This window comes from Marivivens marinus (assembly GCF_035969385.1).
In the GTDB taxonomy this organism is placed as follows: Bacteria; Pseudomonadota; Alphaproteobacteria; order Rhodobacterales; family Rhodobacteraceae; genus SELP01.
Genome location: NZ_JAYKKJ010000001.1, coordinates 244,087 through 265,002 on the forward strand (window position 1 = coordinate 244,087; position 20,916 = coordinate 265,002).

17 protein-coding genes are annotated in these 20,916 nt (G+C 63.9%); 6 read left to right on the forward strand and 11 right to left on the reverse strand.

Features of this window, described 5'->3' with window-relative positions:
• Nucleotides 1-40 precede the first annotated feature (40 nt).
• Nucleotides 41-1,276: an ABC transporter substrate-binding protein gene (locus tag U3648_RS01300; RefSeq protein ID WP_420857430.1), complete on the reverse strand. Its 1,236-nt coding sequence runs from the start codon at nucleotides 1,274-1,276 to the stop codon at nucleotides 41-43.
• 152 nt (nucleotides 1,277-1,428) lie between these two features.
• On the opposite strand from U3648_RS01300, the gene U3648_RS01305 reads away from it, so the two are divergent.
• Both U3648_RS01305 and U3648_RS01310 read left to right on the forward strand, forming a co-directional pair.
• A complete protein-coding gene (locus tag U3648_RS01305) occupies nucleotides 1,429-2,214 on the forward strand; it encodes an IclR family transcriptional regulator (protein WP_420857431.1) in 786 nt (261 codons plus the stop codon).
• An 11-nt stretch (nucleotides 2,215-2,225) separates the two neighbouring features.
• Nucleotides 2,226-3,284: an ABC transporter ATP-binding protein gene (locus U3648_RS01310; protein ID WP_420857432.1), complete on the forward strand. Its 1,059-nt coding sequence runs from the start codon at nucleotides 2,226-2,228 to the stop codon at nucleotides 3,282-3,284.
• A 51-nt stretch (nucleotides 3,285-3,335) separates the two neighbouring features.
• Here U3648_RS01310 and U3648_RS01315 read toward each other — a convergent pair whose 3' ends face one another.
• Genes U3648_RS01315 through U3648_RS01325 form a run of 3 tightly spaced genes read right to left on the reverse strand, consistent with a single transcriptional unit; the run spans nucleotide 3,336 to nucleotide 7,794 of the window.
• Complete coding sequence (locus U3648_RS01315) at nucleotides 3,336-4,208, reverse strand: dimethyl sulfoxide reductase anchor subunit family protein (protein ID WP_420857433.1); 873 nt, start codon at nucleotides 4,206-4,208, stop codon at nucleotides 3,336-3,338.
• Nucleotides 4,208-4,969: a 4Fe-4S dicluster domain-containing protein gene (locus tag U3648_RS01320; RefSeq protein ID WP_420857434.1), complete on the reverse strand. Its 762-nt coding sequence runs from the start codon at nucleotides 4,967-4,969 to the stop codon at nucleotides 4,208-4,210. Before U3648_RS01320 ends, U3648_RS01315 begins: the two co-directional genes overlap by 1 nt.
• Entirely contained in the window at nucleotides 4,966-7,794 is a 2,829-nt protein-coding gene (locus U3648_RS01325; RefSeq protein ID WP_420857435.1) for a molybdopterin oxidoreductase family protein, read from the reverse strand. The genes U3648_RS01320 and U3648_RS01325 overlap by 4 nt, the downstream gene beginning before the upstream one ends.
• Nucleotides 7,795-7,940: 146 nt before the next feature.
• Between U3648_RS01325 and U3648_RS01330 the strand changes: the two genes are divergently transcribed.
• Nucleotides 7,941-8,792: a phosphate acyltransferase gene (locus tag U3648_RS01330; protein ID WP_420857436.1), complete on the forward strand. Its 852-nt coding sequence runs from the start codon at nucleotides 7,941-7,943 to the stop codon at nucleotides 8,790-8,792.
• A gap of 1 nt (nucleotide 8,793) precedes the next feature.
• On the opposite strand, the gene U3648_RS01335 is transcribed toward U3648_RS01330, so the two are convergent.
• The 6 genes from U3648_RS01335 to U3648_RS01360 all read right to left on the reverse strand — a co-directional run bounded on the left by U3648_RS01335 (nucleotide 8,794) and on the right by U3648_RS01360 (nucleotide 16,246).
• Nucleotides 8,794-9,861: an acetate/propionate family kinase gene (locus U3648_RS01335; RefSeq protein ID WP_420857437.1), complete on the reverse strand. Its 1,068-nt coding sequence runs from the start codon at nucleotides 9,859-9,861 to the stop codon at nucleotides 8,794-8,796.
• Nucleotides 9,858-10,598, reverse strand: coding sequence for a sulfite exporter TauE/SafE family protein (locus U3648_RS01340; protein ID WP_420857438.1), 741 nt, complete (start codon nucleotides 10,596-10,598; stop codon nucleotides 9,858-9,860). Before U3648_RS01340 ends, U3648_RS01335 begins: the two co-directional genes overlap by 4 nt.
• Nucleotides 10,599-10,688: 90 nt before the next feature.
• On the reverse strand, nucleotides 10,689-12,464 hold the full coding sequence (gene xsc / locus U3648_RS01345) for a sulfoacetaldehyde acetyltransferase (protein ID WP_420857439.1): 1,776 nt from the start codon (nucleotides 12,462-12,464) through the stop codon (nucleotides 10,689-10,691).
• Nucleotides 12,465-12,589: 125 nt separating this feature from the next.
• Entirely contained in the window at nucleotides 12,590-14,053 is a 1,464-nt protein-coding gene (pdxR, locus tag U3648_RS01350) for a MocR-like pyridoxine biosynthesis transcription factor PdxR (RefSeq protein ID WP_420857440.1), read from the reverse strand.
• Nucleotides 14,054-14,095: 42 nt separating this feature from the next.
• Complete coding sequence (locus tag U3648_RS01355; protein ID WP_420857441.1) at nucleotides 14,096-14,797, reverse strand: GNAT family N-acetyltransferase; 702 nt, start codon at nucleotides 14,795-14,797, stop codon at nucleotides 14,096-14,098.
• A 66-nt stretch (nucleotides 14,798-14,863) separates the two neighbouring features.
• Nucleotides 14,864-16,246: an aminotransferase family protein gene (locus U3648_RS01360; RefSeq protein WP_420857442.1), complete on the reverse strand. Its 1,383-nt coding sequence runs from the start codon at nucleotides 16,244-16,246 to the stop codon at nucleotides 14,864-14,866.
• Nucleotides 16,247-16,468: 222 nt separating this feature from the next.
• Between U3648_RS01360 and U3648_RS01365 the strand changes: the two genes are divergently transcribed.
• Genes U3648_RS01365 through U3648_RS01375 form a run of 3 tightly spaced genes read left to right on the forward strand, consistent with a single transcriptional unit; the run spans nucleotide 16,469 to nucleotide 19,707 of the window.
• Nucleotides 16,469-18,934, forward strand: coding sequence for a heavy metal translocating P-type ATPase (locus tag U3648_RS01365; protein ID WP_420857693.1), 2,466 nt, complete (start codon nucleotides 16,469-16,471; stop codon nucleotides 18,932-18,934).
• A complete protein-coding gene (cueR, locus tag U3648_RS01370) occupies nucleotides 18,931-19,326 on the forward strand; it encodes a Cu(I)-responsive transcriptional regulator (RefSeq protein ID WP_420857443.1) in 396 nt (131 codons plus the stop codon). Before U3648_RS01365 ends, cueR begins: the two co-directional genes overlap by 4 nt.
• Before the next feature lie 60 nt (nucleotides 19,327-19,386).
• Nucleotides 19,387-19,707, forward strand: coding sequence for a TraR/DksA family transcriptional regulator (locus U3648_RS01375; RefSeq protein WP_420857444.1), 321 nt, complete (start codon nucleotides 19,387-19,389; stop codon nucleotides 19,705-19,707).
• Here U3648_RS01375 and argE read toward each other — a convergent pair.
• Nucleotides 19,704-20,864 (reverse strand): acetylornithine deacetylase, encoded by a 1,161-nt coding sequence (argE, locus tag U3648_RS01380; RefSeq protein ID WP_420857445.1) that lies wholly within the window; start codon nucleotides 20,862-20,864, stop codon nucleotides 19,704-19,706. The genes U3648_RS01375 and argE overlap by 4 nt on opposite strands.
• Nucleotides 20,865-20,916 lie beyond the last annotated feature (52 nt).

Below are 20,916 nucleotides of genomic sequence, written 5' to 3' on the forward strand. Positions count from 1 at the left end.
AGGACCGGGATGGTCCTGCCCGCTGTCGAATGTCAGGCGATCAGTTGTAGATGCGCTGACGGGCCTGTTCGAGGCGTTCAAGGATATCGTCAAGGTTCTCGGGAAGAACCATGAATTCCTGGAAGCCTTCCATGCCGATCTTCGCCATTTCCGCCGGGGCGTCGCGGTCGAAGAACTGCGCGATCCCGCCCTCGGTGGACGATAGAAGCTCGAACCCGGCCTGAATGAACGGGTCGTCACCCACGGTCGAACCGGAGTTGATCGGCAACTGGCCGATTGCGGCGTTCAGCTTGGTCTGCGCGTCGGCCGAAGCGATGAAGGCCAGGAAGGTCTTGGCGTCTTCAACGTTGGTGGCACCAGCCGGGATATGGATGGTGTCGGTCGGCGCTTCCTCGGCGCGGGCCACATCGGGGTTGATCGTCGGGAACGGCATGAAACCAAGGTTGTCGTTGGTCATCCCACCTTCCTTAAACACGCCCACGGCAAAGTTGCCCATGACGTAGTTCGCGGCCTTGCCCTGCACCAGAAGCGCCGCGGCATCCTGCCAATCCAGCGCTGCGTGGTTTTCGGTGATGTAGGGCTGGATCTGCGCCCAGTTGGCGAAGGTGTCGCGCACCCCTTGATCGGTCCACGCCACTTCGCCCGAGGTCAGGGCCATGTGATATTCATAGCCGTTGGTCCGCAGGTTCATGTAGTCGAAGATGCCGGCCCCCGGCCACAGGGCGGATGTCCCGGTGGTCAGACAGTCAATGCCGGCAGCATCGAAGGCTTCGCAGTTGGCGACGAATTCTTCCCAGGTCGAAGGCACGTCCACACCGGCAGCGGCATAGGCGTCTTTGTTATAGTAGATGCCCCACTGGTAGTAGGTATAGGGGATGCCCCACTGCTTGCCGTCGATGGTCATCGACGCCGCAGCGGACCCGAGCGAATCGTAAAGGCCATGTTCGGCCCAGACATCCGACACGTCCATGAACTGACCCGAATTGACGAAGGGCGCCATCCGGTTCCCGGCATACCAGTTGGCCAGGTCCGGCGCGTCGGTGGTCAGGAAGTTGCGGATCGCGGTCTTGTAGCCCTCGTGGTCGAAGTTCTGCAGAACCACGTCGATGTCCGGGTTTGCCGCTTCAAATTCCGCGATGAGCTCTTCCATCGCGGCAAGCGGGATCGGGTCGTAGTCGGCGTAATAGGTCAGCGTGCGTTGCTGAGCCATGGCACTGGTGCTGGCCAACAGGCCAACGGCAAGCGCGGCCATCGCGCTTTTCTTCAGGTGCAACATTGGTGTCCTCCCTTAGTCGCAGTCAAAACTTTTTGTTCCACATAGTGAAACTTGGTTTTGAATATTGAAATCATAACCGCGACTCGCCTATGCTTGTCAACAGGCCAGTCCTGCGGAAATAAGGAATCCGTTGACCGGCAGGGAGGACGACGATGGCTGCATCCGCAGACGGAACAGTGGGCAAGGCGCTGGATGTGCTTGATCAGGTTGCCGAATATGGCCGCCCGGTCCGCTTTGGCGAATTGCTCGAGGCGTCGGAGTTCCCCAAGGCGACGTTGTACCGGCTCCTTCAGACGCTCGTGAATCAGCGGATGCTCCGCTATGATTCTGACCGGCAAACCTATGCGCCGGGGGTGCGTCTGGTCCGTCTGGCCCATGCCGCGTGGTCGCAATATTCCATCGCGCCGCTGGCTCGCCCCCACATCGACAGGCTAAGCGCGCAGCTGGGCGAGACGGTGCACCTTGCACAGCTCGACGGAGGGCAGGTCCTTTATGTGGACAAGCGGAACGCCCGCCAGCCGGTCGAGATGTTCAGTCAGGCGGGGAAGATCGGGCCAGCCTATTGCACCGGGGTTGGCAAGGCGATGCTTGCCTTCCTTGATCCGCAGGAACTGGATCGCGTCATCACCCAGCAGGCGTTCCACCGCTATACGGACACAACGATTACCTCGGTGGAGGATCTGCGCGACGAACTCGCCGCGATCCGCCGCCAAGGTTACAGCCTTGACCGGGAAGAACATGAACGCGGGATCATCTGCGTTGCCCTTCCCATCCTCTCGGGGTCCGGACGGGTGATCGGCGGCCTGTCTGTCACCGGCCCGACGAGCCGAAAGACCATCGACGATCTTGTCGGGTTGGTGCCGCTGATCCGCGATACCGCCCAACGCATTGCCGGGGAGGCGCAGGATTGGCGCTTTCCCGAACAAGCAGCACAGTGAAAGGAAAGCCCATGTCCGGCGTCCAGCTTGGAAACGTGATCAAGAAATACGGCGAAACCCAGGTGATCCACGGGATCGACCTCGATATCGCGGATGGCGAGTTCTGCGTTTTCGTCGGGCCGTCGGGTTGTGGGAAATCCACCCTCCTGCGGATGGTCGCGGGGTTGGAGGAAACGACCTCTGGCCAGATCCAGATCGGTGCGCGCGACGTGACCCGCCTTGATCCGTCCGAGCGCGGCGTGGCGATGGTGTTTCAGACCTACGCGCTTTACCCGCATATGACGGTCGAAGAGAACATGGGCTTTGGGCTGAAGATGAACGGCCACCCCAAGGCGGAGATCAAGGAAAAGGTGACCGAGGCGAGCCGCATCCTGCGCCTTGACGAATATCTGAAGCGCAAGCCTGCCGCCCTGTCCGGCGGCCAGCGGCAGCGGGTGTCGATCGGGCGGGCCATCGTGCGCGGGCCCGAGGTCTTCCTGTTCGATGAACCCCTGTCGAACCTCGATGCCGAACTCCGCGTCGAAATGCGGGTCGAGATTGCGCGGCTGCACAAGGAAATCGGCGCGACGATGATCTACGTCACCCACGATCAGGTCGAAGCGATGACGCTCGCCGACAAGATCGTGGTGCTGCGCCTTGGCCGGATCGAACAGGTTGGCAAACCAATGGACCTGTACCGCGATCCTGATAACAAGTTCGTCGCAGGCTTTATCGGCAGTCCGGCGATGAACTTCCTGTCCGGCACGGTGAAGGCGGGCAAGGTCGATGTTCCGGGCGCGGGCGGCTCTGTCGATTGCGTTGCGAAGGATGCAACTGAGGGGCAGGCTGTGGCCTTCGGCATCCGTCCCGAACACCTGTCCATCGACCACGGCGGCGCCACCCATACCGTCGATCTGACCGAACGGCTGGGCGGCGTATCCTATGCCTATCTGGTGGCGGAAACCGGCGAACGCCTGATCGTTGAAATGCGCCGCGAGGAAGAGGTCGAGGAAGGCGCCAAGGTCGGGCTGACCATCGACCCGGCCAAGACCTATCTGTTTGATGCGAAGACCGAGGCGCGCATTCGCTAGCCCTGCCCTGCAAATGAAGAACGGCGGCCCCCTTGGCCGCCGTTTTCGTTTCTACCGCCGCCCGTAGTAAAGGCCGACCACATGTTCGGCCTCTGCAAAGAACAGCCAACGCGAGGCCAGGATGCCCGCGACATGGGCGACCACGGCAAGCCCCGCGTAGATGTGCGAGAAGGGCAGCATCAACAGCAGGATCGGCAGGCCGTAGCCCAGCAGCAGCGACAGAAGCCGCAGCTTCATGCTGTGCCGCCGCCCGACCACATGGACGAATTCGCGCAGCAGGTAGTTGGTGCCGGTGTGGGGCGGCTCGAATGCTTTGACCTGACCCAGCGTGCCTAGTCCGGTCGCCGTTCCGATATCGGTGCCACGCCCCCGGAACCGCCCGTCGCCGGTCATCCATGCAATGATCTGAACGGTGGCGGCCACTGCAAGAAGCGGCAGGGCAAAGCGCACCTGTCCCGCCAGCAGCGCACCGCCACCAAGCGACAGCGACAGGAACAGCGCAGGCGTGGACCAATGGTTCCAGCGCGGTACGGACTTCAACTGGGTATAGATCATCGAGGTGGTGGCCACGGTCAGCAGGCTGAGCGCCGCGCCGATGAGGCCAAGCGGCACAATGGCCTGCCCCCAGAACACAAGCCCCGCGCCGTAGACGGCCATGACAATCAGCGCCGCCACACTGGCCCATGCCTCGCGGCTCAGCCAGCTGGTCTTCCATTGGCTGAAGGCCTTGATCGCGCGTTCCGGATGCCCAAGGTGGAAGGTCGAGGCAAGAAGCCCGCCCACCGCCATCAGATAGGCAATGGCGAAGAATGTGAAAGCGACCCAGCCGGTCGGGCCGGGCATACCGATCCCAAGCCAGAACAACAGGCCAAAGCCCAGCCCCGAAAAGGTTGTGAAGAGGATGACAGAGGGTGCGGGATGCATCAGTTCGATCCTCCGGGAATGGCCGACAGCGCCTTGTCGAGCCAGGCGACAAAGCCCTTGGGTTCCTCGGCGACGGGGGCAAGGTAGGGCGCAAGGATGTCGATGTCCTGTGCCGCGTCGCGGGGGCGCGGAGGCAGGTACTTGTTGACGGGCTTTGTGCCCAGTTCCGGCATCAGGTCCATACCGCCGCGTTCGGCGGTCAGGCGCGAAACATTGCTGTCCGGGTCGGCGAAATCCCCGAAGTGGCGGGCACCCGCCGGGCAGGTGCGCACGCAGGCGGGTTCGCGGTCAATCTGCGGCAGGTTCTCGTTATAGATCCGGTCGACGCAGAGGGTGCATTTCTTCATCACCCCTGCGGCGGCGTCCAACTCCCGCGCGCCATAGGGGCAGGCCCAGGCACAGAGGCCGCAGCCGATGCAATCCTGTTCATTGACCAGAACGATCCCGTCCTCGGTGCGCTTGTAGCTGGCCCCGGTGGGGCAGACCGTGACGCAGGGCGCGTCTTCGCAATGCAAGCAAGACTTGGGGAAATGGATCAGCTTGGCCGTGCCCTCGGCGGGTTGCACCTCATAGCTATGCACCCGGTTGAGGAAGGTGCCTGACGGTGCCTCGCCATAGGCGTCCTGATCGGACAGGGGCGCGCCGTAGTTTTCGGTATTCCAGCCCTTGCAGGATACCACGCAGGCATGACATCCGACGCAGGTATCAAGGTCAATGACAAGGCCCAGCTTGCGGGTGGTGGTCTGGGGAAGTTCGGTCATTCGCCCACCTTCCATGTCAGATTGGCCGGGGCGGCGGGCACAGGGCTGCCGATTGCGGGGTGATGCGGCTGGGTCGCGGCGGGTTTTTCTGCCTTCTCGATCTTCACCCGCAGGTCGAACCATGCCGCCTGCCCGGTGATCGGGTCGGAATTGGCCCAACGCATCCCGTCTTCCTTGGCCGGCAGAAGTTCGTGAATCAGATGGTTCAGCAGGAAGCCCTTGGTCGCCTCGGGCGTGTCACCCTTCAGCGCCCAAGCCCCCTTGCGCTTGCCAATCGCGTTCCAGGTCCAAACGGTGTTGTCGTTCAGTGCTGCCATTTCCACGACCGGCACCACGATCTCGCCGTGGGTCGAGGAGACGCGGGCCCAATCGCCCGGCTTGAACCCGGTTTCGCGCCAGATCTTGGTGGGCAGATAAAGCGGGTTCATCCCGTGGATCTGTCGCAGCCACGCGTTCTGGCTGCCCCAGCTGTGATACATGGCCATGGGCCGTTGGGTCAGAGCGTGGACCGTGAATTCGCCGGTGTCGATGTGGCTGTCCTCAATCGGGGCATACCAGATTGGCAGCGGGTCCATCGTGGCGATGATCCGATCCCGCAGGTGGTCGGGCGGCTGGATCCTGCCCTCGCCCTCTGCCGCCAGTTGGAACCGGCGCAGCGGTTCGGCGTAGAGCTGGAAAATGTAGGGCTGCGGGCTATCGTAAAAGCCCATTTGCACCGCCCAGTCCTGATAGGCGCGGTTGAAGGGTTTGTAATAGGCCGCCCCTTCAGGGACGTGTTCCATCCAGAACCCGCCATTGGCGACATAACTGTCGATCTGGGCGGCGTTCGGGTCGCCGCGCCCGTGTTGGGTGCCCTTGTCGCCCATGCGCCAGCCGGCCAGCGGCCCGATGCCGGGGCGGCGGATGTGGTTGGTGATGTAATCGGCGTAATCTGCGTATTTCTGGCTGCCGTCCTCGTTAACGAACCCGGGCAGACCCAGACGCGCGCCCAGATCGCACAGCGCCGACTGGAACCCCTTCACGTTGCGGTCCGGTTCGATCACCGGCCAGCGGATCGCGTCGGCGACCGCGTCCGCCTCACAGATCGGGCGGTCCAGCAGGCTGATGCAATCATGCCGTTCCAGATAGGTCGTGTCGGGCAGGATCAGGTCGGCATAGGCCACCATTTCCGACGAATAGGCGTCGGAATAGATGATATGCGGAATTACATAATCGCCGTTGTCGTCCACGTCGGTCAGCATCTTCATGGTGCCCGAGGTGTTCATTGACGAATTCCACGACATGTTCGCCATATACATGAACAGCGTGTCGATCTTGTAGGGGTCGCCCACATGTGCGTTCGAGATGACCATATGCATCAGCCCATGCGCCGACATCGGGTTTTCCCAGGAAAACGCCTTGTCGATGCGGGCAGGCGAACCGTCTTCTTTCAGGCACAAGTCTTCGGGGCCGTGCACGAACCCAAGGTGCGGACCGTTCAGCGGCGCGCCGGGGGTCACCTTGCAATGGGGCTTGGGATGGGCGGTCGCGGGTTTTGGATAGGGCGGTTTGAACCGCATTCCGCCGGGGGTTTCCACGGCCCCGATCAGGATTTGCAAGGTATGTAGCGCCCGGCAGGTCTGGAACCCGTTGGAATGGGCGGAAATCCCGCGCATGGCATGGAACGACACCGGGCGGCCGACCATGGTCTTGTGGGTTTTGCCGCGGAAATCGGTCCATTCCCGGTCCAGTACGACGGGGGCGTCGAATGCGGTTTTCGCGATTTCGGCCGCCAGTTGCCGTATGCGGGCGGCGGGAATGCCGGTGGCCTCGGCCACCACCTCGGGCGCGTAGGTGTCGGACAGGTAGCGGTCTGCCATGTGGTGCAGGACAGGCCGGTGGGTCACACCCTTCTGGCGCAGGGTGGCGGTCAGGTCAGGTTCGACCCCGTCGCCATCCCAGCGGGAGGGTTTTCCGCTGCGCCGGTCGATGACCAGCGGGTTGCCTTCTTCGTCGCGCAGAAGCAGGCCCTGCTGCGGGCTGGCCGGGTCTTCGTTCACAAGGCAGGGGGCGTTGGTGAATTGCGCAAGATAGTCGAGGTCGATCTTGCCCGCTTTCATCAGGCAATGGATCAGCGACAGGATCAGCAACCCGTCCGTGCCCGGCGTGATCCCGTACCAATCGTCGGCCACGGCGTTGTAACCGGTGCGGATCGGGTTGACCCCGATCACCTTGTCGCCCCGGCCCTTGACCTTGCCGATGCCCATCTTGATGGGGTTGCTGTCATGGTCCTCGGCCACGCCGAACAGGATGAACAGCTTGGTATGGTCCCAGTCGGGCTGGCCAAACTCCCAAAAGGCGCCGCCCATCGTGTAGATGCCTGCCGTGGCCATGTTGACGGAACAGAACCCGCCGTGGGCCGCGTAATTCGGGGTGCCAAAGGACTGCGCCCACAGGCTGGTGAAACTTTGCGACTGGTCGCGGCCGGTGAAGAACGCGAGCTTCTCCGGCGCGGTTTCGCGGATCGGGCGCAGCCAGCTTTCGGCGATGTCATAGGCCTCGTCCCAGCTGATCTCCTCGAACTGGCCGGCCCCGCGCGGGCCGACCCGCTTCATCGGGGCCCGCAGGCGTGACGGCGCATTGACCTGCATGATCCCCGCGCTGCCCTTGGCGCACAGGACACCCTTGTTCACCGGGTGGTCGCGGTTGCCTTCGATATAGGCAACCTTACCCGCTTTCATGTGCACGTTGATGCCGCAGCGGCAGGCGCACATATAGCAGGTCGTCTTGCGCACCTCGTCCGAAACCTTGGGCGAGGTATCAAGATGTGGTTGCCGGTGGGTCATGTCATTGGCCTTCTTGCGCTGTGCATCATTTGTGTATCAATCCGCGCCCCGTCGGGCCAGATGGATCAATTGCTTTTCCGGTTGCCGTTTCACCGTCAGACCTGTTTCCATGCGGCGACACGGAAACTGCATCGCGCGGGGTGGGCATGGATATTCTGGATCGGTTCATGGAACGGGCGCGGGCCGCACCGCGCCGGATCGTGTTTCCCGAGACCGACGACCCGCGCATTGGCGAGGCGATGGAGGCTCTGGCGAAGGGCGGCATCTGTGTTCCGGTGTCGGTGTCCGATCCGACTGACGCGCAGCGCGCCGCCTTGATTAACGGGCGCGGGGTCAAGCCTGCGCTGGCAGACCGGATGCTGTCCAAACCGCTGATCCGCGCGGCGGCCATGGTCGCCGCGGGCGAGGCGGATGCGATGATCGCCGGGGCGGCCAACCCGACCCGCCGGGTGATCGAGGCGGCGGGATTGGGTATCGGGCTGTCGGATGGGATCGCGCAGCCATCGTCCTTCTTCCTGATGCGGTTTCCTGATGGGCGCGACATGATTTGGTCCGACTGTGCCGTGACCGTCGACCCGGATGCAGAGGGATTGGCTGGGATCGCGCAGGCCTCTGCCAGGTCGGCCCGGGCGCTTTTGGGGGATGCGCGGGTGGCGCTTTTGTCGTTTTCCACCGGCACCAGCGGAACCGGCGACAGCGTGGACAAGGTCCGCGCCGCGGCAGAGGCGACGGGGTTCACCGGGCCGGTGCAGGCCGATGCCGCACTGAACGCCGGGATCGCGGCCAAGAAGGGCATGCCCTTCGACGATCCGAATGTGCTGATCTTCCCATCGCTCGATGCCGCCAACATTTCATACAAGCTGGCGCAGGAACTGGCGGGCGCACAGGCGCTTGGCCCGTTCTTGCAGGGGTTCCGGCGGCCCGTCTGTGACTTGTCCCGGGGGGCGAGCGTGGATGACATCGTCAAATCGACGGTCGTGATTTCGGCACTGGCATAGGTCACGGTTTCGGCCCAAGGGCTTCAATTGCGGTCCGTGCAATCGTGCGTTCCTCGTCCGCCCGGACGATATGCACCGGCAGGTCGCCAAGCCACGAGAGGCAATCAAGGATCCTGGTGCGCACCCGGACCGAATTCTCGCCAATCCCGCCGGTAAAGGCAAAGGCGTCCACGCCACCCATGGCCGGGATCAGCCCCGCCGCCTGCCGGGCGATCCACTGGCAGAAATGGTCAATCGCGAATTCCGCCTCGGGGGTGCCAGCCGCCTCGATCCGCTGCATGTCGGGGCCGATGCCGGACAGGGCCGAAAGACCGCTTTCGCGCCACAAGACCTGTTCGGCGCCCTCGATCCCAAGGTCACGGGCCAGCCGCAAGACAAGGGCCGGGTCGATGTCGCCGGACCTTGTGCCCATCGGTGTCCCGGAAAGGGGCGAATAACCCATGGTCGTTGCCGCCGATTGTCCGTCGCGGATGGCGCAGGCGCTGACACCCGCCCCGATGTGGAACGCCAGCAGCCGGGGCGGAAGGTCTGGGCCAAGGCTGCGCACCAGCCCAGCATAGCTGATCCCGTGAAACCCATAGCGGCGCAGCCCGGCATCGCGCAGGCTGGCAGGTAGCGGGTAGGTGGTATCGACTGGCGCCTGCGTTGCGTGAAAGGCCGTGTCGAAGACGGCGACCTGTGGCAGGTCCGGCCACCGCGCCGCGGCGGCGTCCATCCCGGCAAGGGCCGGAGGGTTGTGCAGCGGCGCGAGGTCTGAAAGCTGCGCGATCCGGTCCCGAAGGGCTGGAGAGAGGGGTTGCGCCGTGGTCAGTTCCGTTCCGCCATGAACGACCCGGTGCGCGACGATGCGAAGTGCCGACAGGTCCGCCCCGGTGGCCGTCAGTGCCGCCAGCCAAGACTCCAGCGCGCTGGCGTGGGATTGGCAGGCGCAGGGCGCGGCGCGACCGTTAAGCGAGAGCTTTCCGGCACCGCCGATCTCGGAAACGCCGCCCTGCGCAAGGATGGCCAGCCCGTCGTCAAACACCGCCGCCTTGAGCGAAGATGAGCCCATGTTCAGGACGAGGATCATGTCAGCGCCTTCCACAGTCCCAATCCCGACAAGAGCAGAAGAAGGACCACAACCGCCCGCCGGAACGCGGTTGGCGAGGCATGGCCGAACCGCCGGCTGCCCAGCCAGATACCGGCCCCGAGGATGGGAAAGGCCATTCCGGCGGCGATGAAGGTGTCCCGGCTGACCAACCCGTTCAGCCCCATGACCGGCAGGGTCATCAGGTCAAGAAAGAACAGGTAGACAACCATGACCGCCCGGAACACCTGTGGCGTCAGCGGTTGGGCCGTCATGAACCCCGCAACCGGCAGCCCGCCGACGCCCGCCGCATTGGCCATGCCGGACACCGCGCCGATCCCAAGGTAGCCCGCTCCGCCGACCCGCCGTTCCAGCCGCCAACCGGACAAGAGGACCAATCCCAAAGCGAAGATCAGCGCCGAAACCACCAGCCGCGCCGTGTCTTCCTCTAGCCGGGCCATGACCCAGACGGCGGGCAGGATGGCGATGGCCGCCCCCAGCGTCAGCAGGCCGACAAGCCGCCAGTCGATCGCACCCCGAATACTGGGGAGAAGGAACAGGGTCATCACGATCTCGCAGGCAAAGATCGCCGGGATCAGCGGGACCGGGTTGGTCAGAAGCGCCGCGAACGCGATGAAGATCGCCGAAAACCCAAAGCCCGAATACCCCCGCACAAAGGCCGCGCCCAGAAGGGCCGCGGCAAGCCATATGGCGTGATCGGGGGCAAGTCCGAAGGGCATCAAGGGCAAGCGGGGGGCAAGCCCCCCTGTCCATCGGGGCAGCAAACCCCCGGTATCGGGTTGCTCCGGTTCCGGGGGATCGCCATTCCGTCAGACCTGGGTCTGGGCCATGTCGGCGGGGTCGATCCCGGCAACCTCGACGGGTTTCTTCATCGCGTCACGGCGGAACGGTTCGCCCAGCTCTTGGTTGATCATCGCCTCGATCAGGGTGGTCTTGCCATGGTTCATCTGGTCGTCGATGGCCTTGCGCAGGGCCTCGCTCAACTCGTCCATCGTGCGGGCCACGACGCCCTGTAGGCCACAGGCCTTTGCGATCCCGGCATAGGACACCTGTTCGTCCAGTTCAGTCCCGACAAAGTTGTCGTCATACCACAGGGTCGAGTTCCGCTTTTCCGCGCCCCACTGGTAGTTGCGGAACACGATCTGGGTCACGGCGGGCCATTCTTCGCGGCCGATGGCGGTCAGTTCGGTGACCGCGATGCCAAAGGCCCCGTCACCCGAGAAGCCGACCACCGGGGTGTCCGGGCAGCCGATCTTTGCGCCGACCACCGAAGGCAGGCCATAGCCACAGGGGCCGAACAGGCCGGGGGCAAGGTATTTCCTCCCCGCTTCAAAGCTGGGATAGGCGTTGCCGATGGCGCAGTTGTTGCCGATGTCGGACGAGATGATCGCCTCTTTCGGAAGCGCCGCCTGAATCGCGCGCCATGCCATGCGCGGGCTCATCCATTCCGGCTTGGCGCTGCGGGCGCGTTCGTTCCAGGTGGTGCCCGGATCGTCGTCTTCGTGGTCCATGCTGGACAGCTGCTGCGCCCATGCCGACTTGCGCTTGGCGATTTCTGCCTTGCGGGCATCGCGGCCTTCGTCGCCGGCGGTGCCGGACAGGCGGTCAAGGATGCCGTTTGCCACCTTTACCGCGTCGCCGACGATGCCGACGGTCACCGGCTTGGTCAGGCCGATCCGGTCGGGGTTGATGTCGACCTGAATGATCTTGGCCTCCTTGGGCCAGTAATCCATGCCGTAGCCCGGCAGGGTCGAGAAGGGGTTCAGGCGGGTGCCGAGGGCGAGCACCACATCGGCCTGCGCGATCAGTTCCATCGCGGCCTTGGACCCGTTGTAGCCCAGCGGCCCGGCGAACAGGGGATGCGAACCGGGGAAGGCATCGTTGTGCTGATAGCCGCAGCATACCGGGGCATCCAGCCGCTCGGCCAGTGCCATCGAGGCCGGGATCGCGCCACCGATAACGACGCCGGCACCGTTCAGGATCACCGGGAACCGGGCCTCGGACAGAAGCTTGGCCGCCTGATCAAGTGCCTCGGTCCCGCCATCGGGCCGTTCAAAGGCGACGATACGCGGCATTTCGACGTCGATGACTTGGGTGAAATAATCGCGCGGCACGTTGATCTGCGCCGGGGCGGAATTGCGCTTGGCCTGCATGATGACGCGGTTCAGAACCTCGGCCATGCGGGACGGGTCGCGCACCTCTTCCTGATAACAGACGCAATCGGCGAACATGCGCATCTGTTCGATTTCCTGAAACCCGCCCTGACCCATGGTCTTGTTCGCGGCCTGCGGCGTGACCAGAAGCAGCGGCGTGTGGTTCCAGTAGGCGGTTTTCACGGCGGTGACAAAGTTGGCGATGCCCGGGCCGTTCTGGGCAATCATCATCGACATCTTGCCGGTCGCGCGGGTGTAACCATCGGCCATCATCCCGCCCGAACCTTCGTGTGCGCAGTCCCAGAAGGTGATTCCGGCCTTGGGGAAGATATCGGAAATCGGCATGAAGGCCGATCCGATGATGCCAAAGGCATGTTGGATGCCATGCATCTGGAGCGTTTTCACAAAGGCTTCTTCGGTGGTCATCTTCATTTTGGGAACCTTTCGCGCAGGGTCTTTGGGCGGCGCTGAGGCGCCTGCCAGATCGAAGGTGACACTAGTCTGACGGGTTAGATGGGGTTAGGGCCAGATGAAATTGCAGTTTATGGCCAGATGCATCAGGTCGATTGCTGGATCGCTTCGGCGATCAGGCGGATACCTTCGCGGATTCGGTTCGCCGGGATCGAGGAATAGGCGAGCCGGTAGAAACAGGTTGGCTTGTCTGATCCGGCGAAGAAATTCGCCCCCGGTTCGATCAGCACCGATTGCAGGCGCAGCCGTTCGGCAAGGAAACTGGTATTCACCCCCGGCGGGGCCTGCATCCAGACCGACGACCCGCCAAAGGTTGCCCGGCCGGCCACGGTCAGACCGAATTCGTCAATCGCCGCATCCATCACCTGCCGCCGCTCCATATAGGCCCGGCTCATCCGGCGGATCAGCGCGTCGTAGTGGCCAAGGGACAGGAAATAGCTGACGGTGCGCTGGATATGTCCCGGCGGGTGACGCAAGACGCTCGCCCGCAGGTTCCGCGCCTCGCGGATAAAGGGGGCGGGGCCGACAAGATAGCCCAGCCGCAGCCCGGGAAATAGTGATTTCGAGAACGACCCGACATAGATCACCCGCCCGTTCCGATCCAGTGATTTCAGGGCGGGAGAGGGGGCCTTGAGAAAGGACATCTCGAATTCGTAGTCATCCTCGACGATCAGGAAATTCTCGACCTCGGCCTTGTCCAGCAGCGCTTTGCGCCGGGCCAGCGGCATGGTCGATGTGGTCGGGCAGTGGTGCGACGGGGTGGTGAAGACCACGTCCACATCCGGGGGCAGATCGTCCGGGTTCAACCCGTCGCCATCGGTTGGCACGCTGGCCAGCTGGCAGCGCGACTGGGTCAGGATCGACCGCAGGGCCGGATAGCAGGGGTCTTCCATCGCTGCGACCCGGCGCTGGGTCAGCAGAACCTGCGCCGCCAGCCACAGCGCGTTTTGCGCGCCCAGCGTGACAAGGATTTCATCCGGCCCGGCCAGAATACCCCGGCGCGGCAGGGTCTGGCGGGCGATGAATTCCACCAGCTTCGGATCGTCCCCGTCGAAATAGTCGGTGGTCAGCGCGGTGAAATCCTTGCGTCCCAGCGCCTGCAACGCGCACAGCCGCCAGTTCGCGCTGTCGAACAGGGTTTGGTCCGCCTGTCCGTAGATAAATGGGTAACGGTAGCTGGCCCAATCGGCGGGTTTGATCAGGCCCAGCGAAGCGGGAATGCGCTGTCCAAGGATGCGACCCCAGTCCACCGTCCCGCTGCCCGATTGCTGCGCCGGGAAAGACGGGGGTTCAGGTGCGTTGTCGGACACGAAATAGCCCGACCGCCCGCGCGAGGTGATATAGTCATCGGCCAGAAGTTCGGTATAGGCCAGCGTCACCGTAATCCGGCTGACCCCAAGGTGATCGGCCAGTTTGCGCGACGAAGGCAGCCGTTCACCGGGACGAAACCGCCCGTCTAGAATGCCCTGCGCCACCATCTGGCGAATCTGCGCCTGAAGGGTGCCTTCGGAACTGGGATCAAGGAAAAAGGATTCGGGACTGATCGGCATGGGATCAGCCTAGGGTGGTCTTAAGCGGCGCGCAATCTGGACTTAGGATTTTGGCATGCGCAGCGCCGTCTTTTGCCTGCCGTCGTCGTCAAAATTGGACGGGTCCAGCCAGCGCGTGAATTCCGCGCGGACGTCGGGCCAGTCCTTGTCGGTCAGGCCGAACCATGCGGTGTCGCGGTTACGTCCTTTGTAATGGGTGGCCTGCCGGAATGTGCCTTCATATCGGAACCCAAGCCGTTCGGCCGCAGCCCGGGAAGGGGCGTTCAGAGCGTCGCATTTCCATTCGTAGCGCCGGTATCCCAGATCGTCGAAGACCCGCGCCATCATCAGGAACATTGCCTCGGTCGACATGGCGGTGCGCTGCAAAAGCGGGGAAAGGTGGATGTGCCCCACCTCGATCGCCCCGTTGGCCGGGTCGATCCGCAGGTAGCTGGCCAGCCCGACCGCCGCGCCTGTGCCGTTCAGGATGGTATGGAACAGCGGGTCGTCGCCGGTGCAGGTCGTGTCCATCCACTCCCGAAACACCGCTTCGGTGTCGAATGGCCCATAAGGAAGATAGGTCCAGTTGCCTCCGCCCCTGTCCTGCCCGAACGCCTCGAACAGACCGGCGGCATGAGTGGCAACGTCGGTCGGGACGATTGTCACCCGCGTGCCCTGCATCGGGCTCCGGTCCGGCCTTGGCCGGGGCAGGGCGACGTCCAGAGGGTCACCAACGGGCTGTCCAAGGGCATTCAGGCGGGGCATGGCGGACCTTTCAAGAAAAGGCCCGGCGCAGGGGCCGGGCCAGGTTCTTGGGGCAGGGAAGAGAAGCTACCCCAATACGGTGGTGATCGCGTTATCGACCGCGGTCGTGATCTCGTCGATGTCGTCCGCCGTGGCGATCAGCGCCGGGGCGAACAGCAGGGTGTTGTTGAAGCCCGGAACCGACCGGTTCTGCGCCCCGATGATCACGCCCTGCTTCATGCAGTCGGCGACGATCCCCATGACCTTGGATTCATGCACCGGTTCCTTGGTGTCGCGGTCGGCTACCAGTTCGATCCCGGCGAACAGGCCCATGCCGCGCACCTCGCCGACCCAGCGATGCTTGTCCATGATCGCCTGAAGGTTCGATTTCAGCCGCTCGCCCATCTTGGCCGAGTTTCCGCCAAGGTCTTCCTTTTCGATGATCTTGAGGTTCTCCAGCGCTGCGGTCGGCCCGGCGGTGCAGCCGCCAAAGGTCGAGATATCGCGGAAATAGCCCATCCGGTCGGTGTCGTCCTTGAACAGGTCGAACACCCGTTCGGTGGTCACGCAGCAGGAAATCGCGGCATAGCCAGAGGCCACGCCCTTGGCCATGGTCACGATGTCGGGCTGGATGCCAAACTGCTGGTAGCCGAACCAGGTGCCGGTGCGGCCAAGGCCACAGACGACCTCGTCGATGTGCAGAAGCACGTCATACTTGCGGCAAATCTCCTGCACCCGTTCCCAGTAGCCTTTGGGCGGCACGATGATGCCGCCGCCTGCGGTGATCGGCTCAAGGCACAACGCGCCAACGGTGTCCGGACCTTCGCGCAGGATCACGTCCTCGATCGCTTGGGCTGCCTTTTCGCCGTAGGTTTCGCCGGCCCAGCCGTCTTGGGCGCGGTATTCAAGGCAGTGGGGCACCTCGACAAAGCCCGGTGCAAAGGGGCCGTATTGGGCGTTGCGTTCCTGCTGGCCACCTGCCGACAGGGTGGCGATGGTGGTGCCGTGATAGTCGCGGTCGCGGTAGAGGATCTTGTGCTTCTTGCCGCCGTAATGCTTGTGCGCAATCTGGCGCACCATCTTGAAGGCCTTCTCGTTCGCCTCGGACCCGGAGTTGGCGTAGTAGACGCGCGACAAGCCGGGCATCTTTTCCACAAGGCGCTGGGCGAATTCGGCGCCGGGAATGGTGCCCTTGGCGCCTGCAAAATAGCACATCTTTACCAGCTGATCGCGGACCGCATCCGCGATTTCGGTGCGCCCATAGCCGACGTTGACGGTCCAGACCCCGCCGGAGACGGCGTCGATATGTTCCTTGCCGGTGATGTCCCAGACGCGCATGCCCTTGCCTTCGACGATGATCTGCGGATCGATCGCCTCGAACGGCTTGTGTTGGGTCAGGTGGTGCCAGACATGGGCGCGGTCGGCCTCGATCACGGCAGAGGGGTCGTTGGTCAGGGATTGGATATCCATGGCGGGCTCCTGGAGAATCGGTTGTCGGCCGGGGGTGGCCGGGGTTTGCCTTTGTCCCACAATGCGCCTGACGCCAAGCCCGGTCTTAGGGCCAGCGCCGTGGCATAGATAAGTCCAGACGCGCGCTGCTGGGAAAGTTCACAGATTGTTGCCATAGGCCTTGACCTTCCCGTGACTGGAACCTTTATCTGGAAGGGCAAGGCCGCAAAGGAGGGCCGGATCATGGGCGCAGAAAACCAGCTTTCATTTGAAATTGACGGGCTTAGCTGCGCGGCCTGCGTGGGCCGGGCGGAAAAGGCGCTCAAGGCCGTGGGTGGCGTGGACCGGGCCGAGGTGAACCTTGCAACGAGAACCGGCCGTGTGGTTCTGCGGGACGATGCCGGGGCCGAAGCGACGCGCGCCCTGTCAGGCGCCTTGTCCGCCGCAGGCTATCCCGCCGTGCCGGACAGGTTCCGGCTGGAAATCACGGGGATGACCTGCGCCTCTTGCCTGAGCAAGGTCGAAGAGGCGCTGTCTTCGGTGCCCGGCGTTCTGTCGGCCAAAGTGAACCTAGCCGACGGAATCGCGTCGGTCTCGGCGCTCATCCATGACCCGGCGCCGTTGATCGCGGCGGTGCAGGCGGTGGGCTATGACGCCCGGCAGATCGCCTCGGGCGAGGTGCGGACCGACAAAACGGTCGAGGAGGCGGCAACCCTGCGCCGCAATGTTATCCTTGCCGCTGCCCTGACCCTACCGGTCTTCGTGATGGAGATGGGCGGGCATGTGTTTCCGGCAATTCACCATTGGATCGGCCAGGCCATCGGGATGCAGACATCCTGGGTGATCCAGTTTGTCCTGACCGCGTTGGTCCTTGCCATTCCGGGCCGCCAGTTCTTTGCCAAGGGGGTTCCGGCCCTCTTGCGCCGGGGGCCGGACATGAATTCTCTGGTCGCCCTCGGCACCTCGGCGGCCTTCGGGTTCTCGACTATCGCAACCTTTGCTCCCGGCCTTCTGCCCTCCGGCACGCGGGCGGTCTATTTCGAGGCGGCGGCGGTGATCGTTACCCTGATCCTGCTGGGGCGCTGGCTGGAGGTCCGTGCCAAGGGCCGGACCGGGGCCGCGATCAAGCGGCTGATCGGGTTGCGCCCGGATACCGCGCGGATCGAACGCGATGGCGATGTGGTCGAGGTTCCCATCGAAGAGGTTCAGCGGGGCATGTTCCTGCACATCCGGCCCGGCGAACGGATCGCCGTGGACGGGATCGTGCGCGAAGGTGACAGCTGGGTCGACGAAAGCATGATCACCGGTGAACCTGTGCCGGTGCAGAAAACCAAGGGCGCGACCGTGACCGGGGGAACCGTGAACGGCAATGGCGCCCTTCGGGTCAGGGCAACAGCGGTCGGGTCCGATACGATGTTGGCCCGGATCATCCAGATGGTCGAGGACGCGCAGGGCGCCCGCCTTCCGGTGCAGGATTTGGTGAACAAGATCACGGCATGGTTCGTGCCCGCCGTGATGGCGGCCGCCGCGCTCACGGTTCTGGTCTGGCTGGTATTCGGCCCGGCGCCGGTTCTGTCCTTTGCCCTTGTGGCCGGGGTGTCCGTCCTGATCATCGCCTGCCCCTGCGCGATGGGGCTGGCCACGCCGACCTCGATCATGGTTGGCACCGGGCGGGCGGCCGAACTGGGCGTTCTGTTCCGCCAGGGCGACGCGCTTCAGGCGTTGCAATCGGTGCAGGTGGTTGGCTTTGACAAGACCGGCACACTGACCGAAGGTAAGCCGGACCTGACCGATCTGGAACCGGTGGACGGCATGGATGCGGACGGGCTTCTGGCCAAGGTCGCGGCAGTCGAGGCCCTGTCGGAACACCCGCTTGGCACGGCGATTGTCCGGGCGGCAAAGGAAAAGGGTCTGACCCTGCCCACGGTCGAAGGGTTCGCGGCGATCCCCGGATATGGACTGCGCGGGACGGTCGATGGGGTCGAGGTGCTGATCGGCGCCGCCCGCCTGATGGCGAAAGAGGGCATCGCGGCCGAAGCGCAGGAAGCGCGCGCGGTCGAGCTTTCCGCCAAGGGCCGGACGCCCATCCTTGTTGCCGTCGGCGGCAAGGCAGCCGGGGTTCTGGCCGTGGCCGACCGGATCAAGCCGACTGCGCGTGCCACGGTCGCCGCACTACATGCGCAGGGATTGAAAGTTGCGATGATCACCGGAGATACCGAACGGACAGCCGGGGCCATCGCAAAGGAACTTGGGATTGATCTGGTCCAGGCCGAGGTCTTGCCCGAGGGCAAGGTCGAGGCGATCCGCGCCCTTCAGGCCGAGGGCCGTGTGGCTTTCGTCGGGGACGGGATCAACGACGCGCCGGCGCTGGCCGCCGCCGATGTTGGCGTGGCCATCGGGACCGGCACCGATGTGGCGGTGGAAAGCGCCCATGTGGTCCTGATGTCGGGCGATCCGTCGGGGGTGGTGAACGCGCTGGAAATCAGCCGCCGCACCATGGCCAACATCCGCCAGAACCTAGGCTGGGCTTTTGGCTATAACATCCTGCTGATCCCCGTCGCCGCCGGTCTCTTGTATCCGGTTTGGGGGGTCATGCTGTCGCCCGCGCTGGCGGCGGGGGCGATGGCGGCCAGTTCCGTGCTGGTCCTGTCAAATGCCTTGCGGCTGCGCTGGGTCCGCCCCGTGGTCGAGAAAGGGGGCGCGGCATGAATATTGGTGAAGTCGCCGAAAAGACCGGGCTGCCTGCCAAGACGATCCGCTATTACGAGGATATCGGGCTGGTCCGGCCGTTGCGCGGGCATAATGGATATCGGCAGTTCCGCGACAGCGATGCGCACAAGCTGACATTTCTGGGCCGAGCGCGGGCGCTGGGATTTTCGATCGAGGATTGTCGCGATCTTCTGGCCCTCTGGGAAGATCAGGACCGGGCCAGTGCCGATGTCCGGCAGATCGCCAAAGGGCATCTGGCAGAGATCGAACGCAAGATTACCGATCTTTCGGCCATGCGGGACACGCTTCAAGGGCTTGTAAGGGCTTGCCACGGTGACGACCGGCCCGACTGTCCGATCCTCAGGGGGTTGGCCGATCCTTCAGTTTCTTGATCCCGGTCAATGTCTGGCGCTCGCGGACCCGCTAGCGTGAAGGCAACAATGGAGGCCTGAATGACCACGCTTGAAGACCGCAAAGCCCAACTGCTCGCCCGTCGCGCCGAACTTGTCGAACGGTCCGAAGAGGTCGAGGCGGAACTGGATGCCCATCACAACCCGGATTGGGAAGAACTGGCAACCGAACGCGAAGGTGACGAGGTGCTGGAAAGCATGGGTGTTTCGGCGGCCGCTGAAATCCGTGCCATCGACGCCGCCCTGTCCCGGCTTGAGGCAGGGGAATACGGGGTCTGCGTGAAATGCGGCGAGGACATCAGCGCCGAGCGGTTGGATGTGGTTCCGCACGCGCCGCTGTGCAAGGCCTGCGCGCGCGGTTAGGCGCTGACCTTGTCGCCCAGCTTTTCCAGCATCGACAGGCACTGAACCATCTGGTCAAGCGAGACGAATTCGTCAGGCTTGTGGGCTTGGGCAATTGACCCCGGCCCACAGACGATCACGTCCATCCCCAATTGCTGGAACAGCCCCGCCTCGGTCCCGAAGGGAACAAGGTCTGTAGCATTCGCCCCGGTCAGTTCAACTACCAGATCGCGGATCGCGTTCTGGTCCATCGGCTCCAGCCCGACGACCTCTCCGATCACTTCGGTGTGGATGCTGGCGGAGGGGTCCACCGCCTGCATCGCGGGCAGCAGGTGGTGGGTGCAGAAATGGTGCAGGTCTTGCTTCACGAAATCGGCGTCGGATTTCTGGACCGGGCGCATTTCCCAGTCCACCCGCGCCTTGCCGGGGATCACGTTATGGGCAACGCCGCCGATCAGCGCGCCGGTGTTGATCGTGGTCCAAGGCGGTTCAAATTGGCTGTCGGGGGGGCAGCGGTGGCGCAGTTTGTCCTTCAGCTCCAGCAGGCGGCTGACATAGCGGACCGCGTATTCCACGGCGTTCACCCCCAGATCGGGGCCTGATCCGTGACCCTCCAGCCCATGAAAATGCGTGGAGTATTCGAAGCAGCCCTTGTGGCCTTCGATGATCCGCATTTCGGTGGGTTCGCCGATGATCGCCATGGCCGGGCGATAGCCCCGGTTCTGGAGTTCCGTGACAAGCGCCTGCCCGCCAAGGCAACCGGTTTCCTCGTCATGGGTAAAGGCAAAGTGGATCGGGCGGGCCAGATCGCGCGCGGCATAAAGCGGGGCCATCGCCACGGCGGCGGCGATAAAGCCCTTCATGTCGCAGGCGCCGCGCCCGTAGAGAAGACCGGCCCGTTCATCCATCACGAACGGGTCGCTGGTCCAGTCCTGATCGGTCACCGGCACAACGTCCGAATGACCCGACAGGACGATCCCGCCGTCGGTATCCGGCCCCAGCGTGGCCCAAAGGTTGGCCTTGGCCCCAGTGTCGTCCTGATAGACCTCGACCCGCGCACCCGCCCGTTCCAGCCGGTCGGCAAGGTAGCCGATGCAGGCAAGGTTGCTGTCGGTGGACACCGTGGGGAAGGCGATCAGGTCGCGCAGGATCTCGGTCGTTTCCGAAAGCGTGGTCATCGGCGGGCTCCGTCTGATATGGGCGGAAGATGGCAGAGGCGTCAGCGCTTCG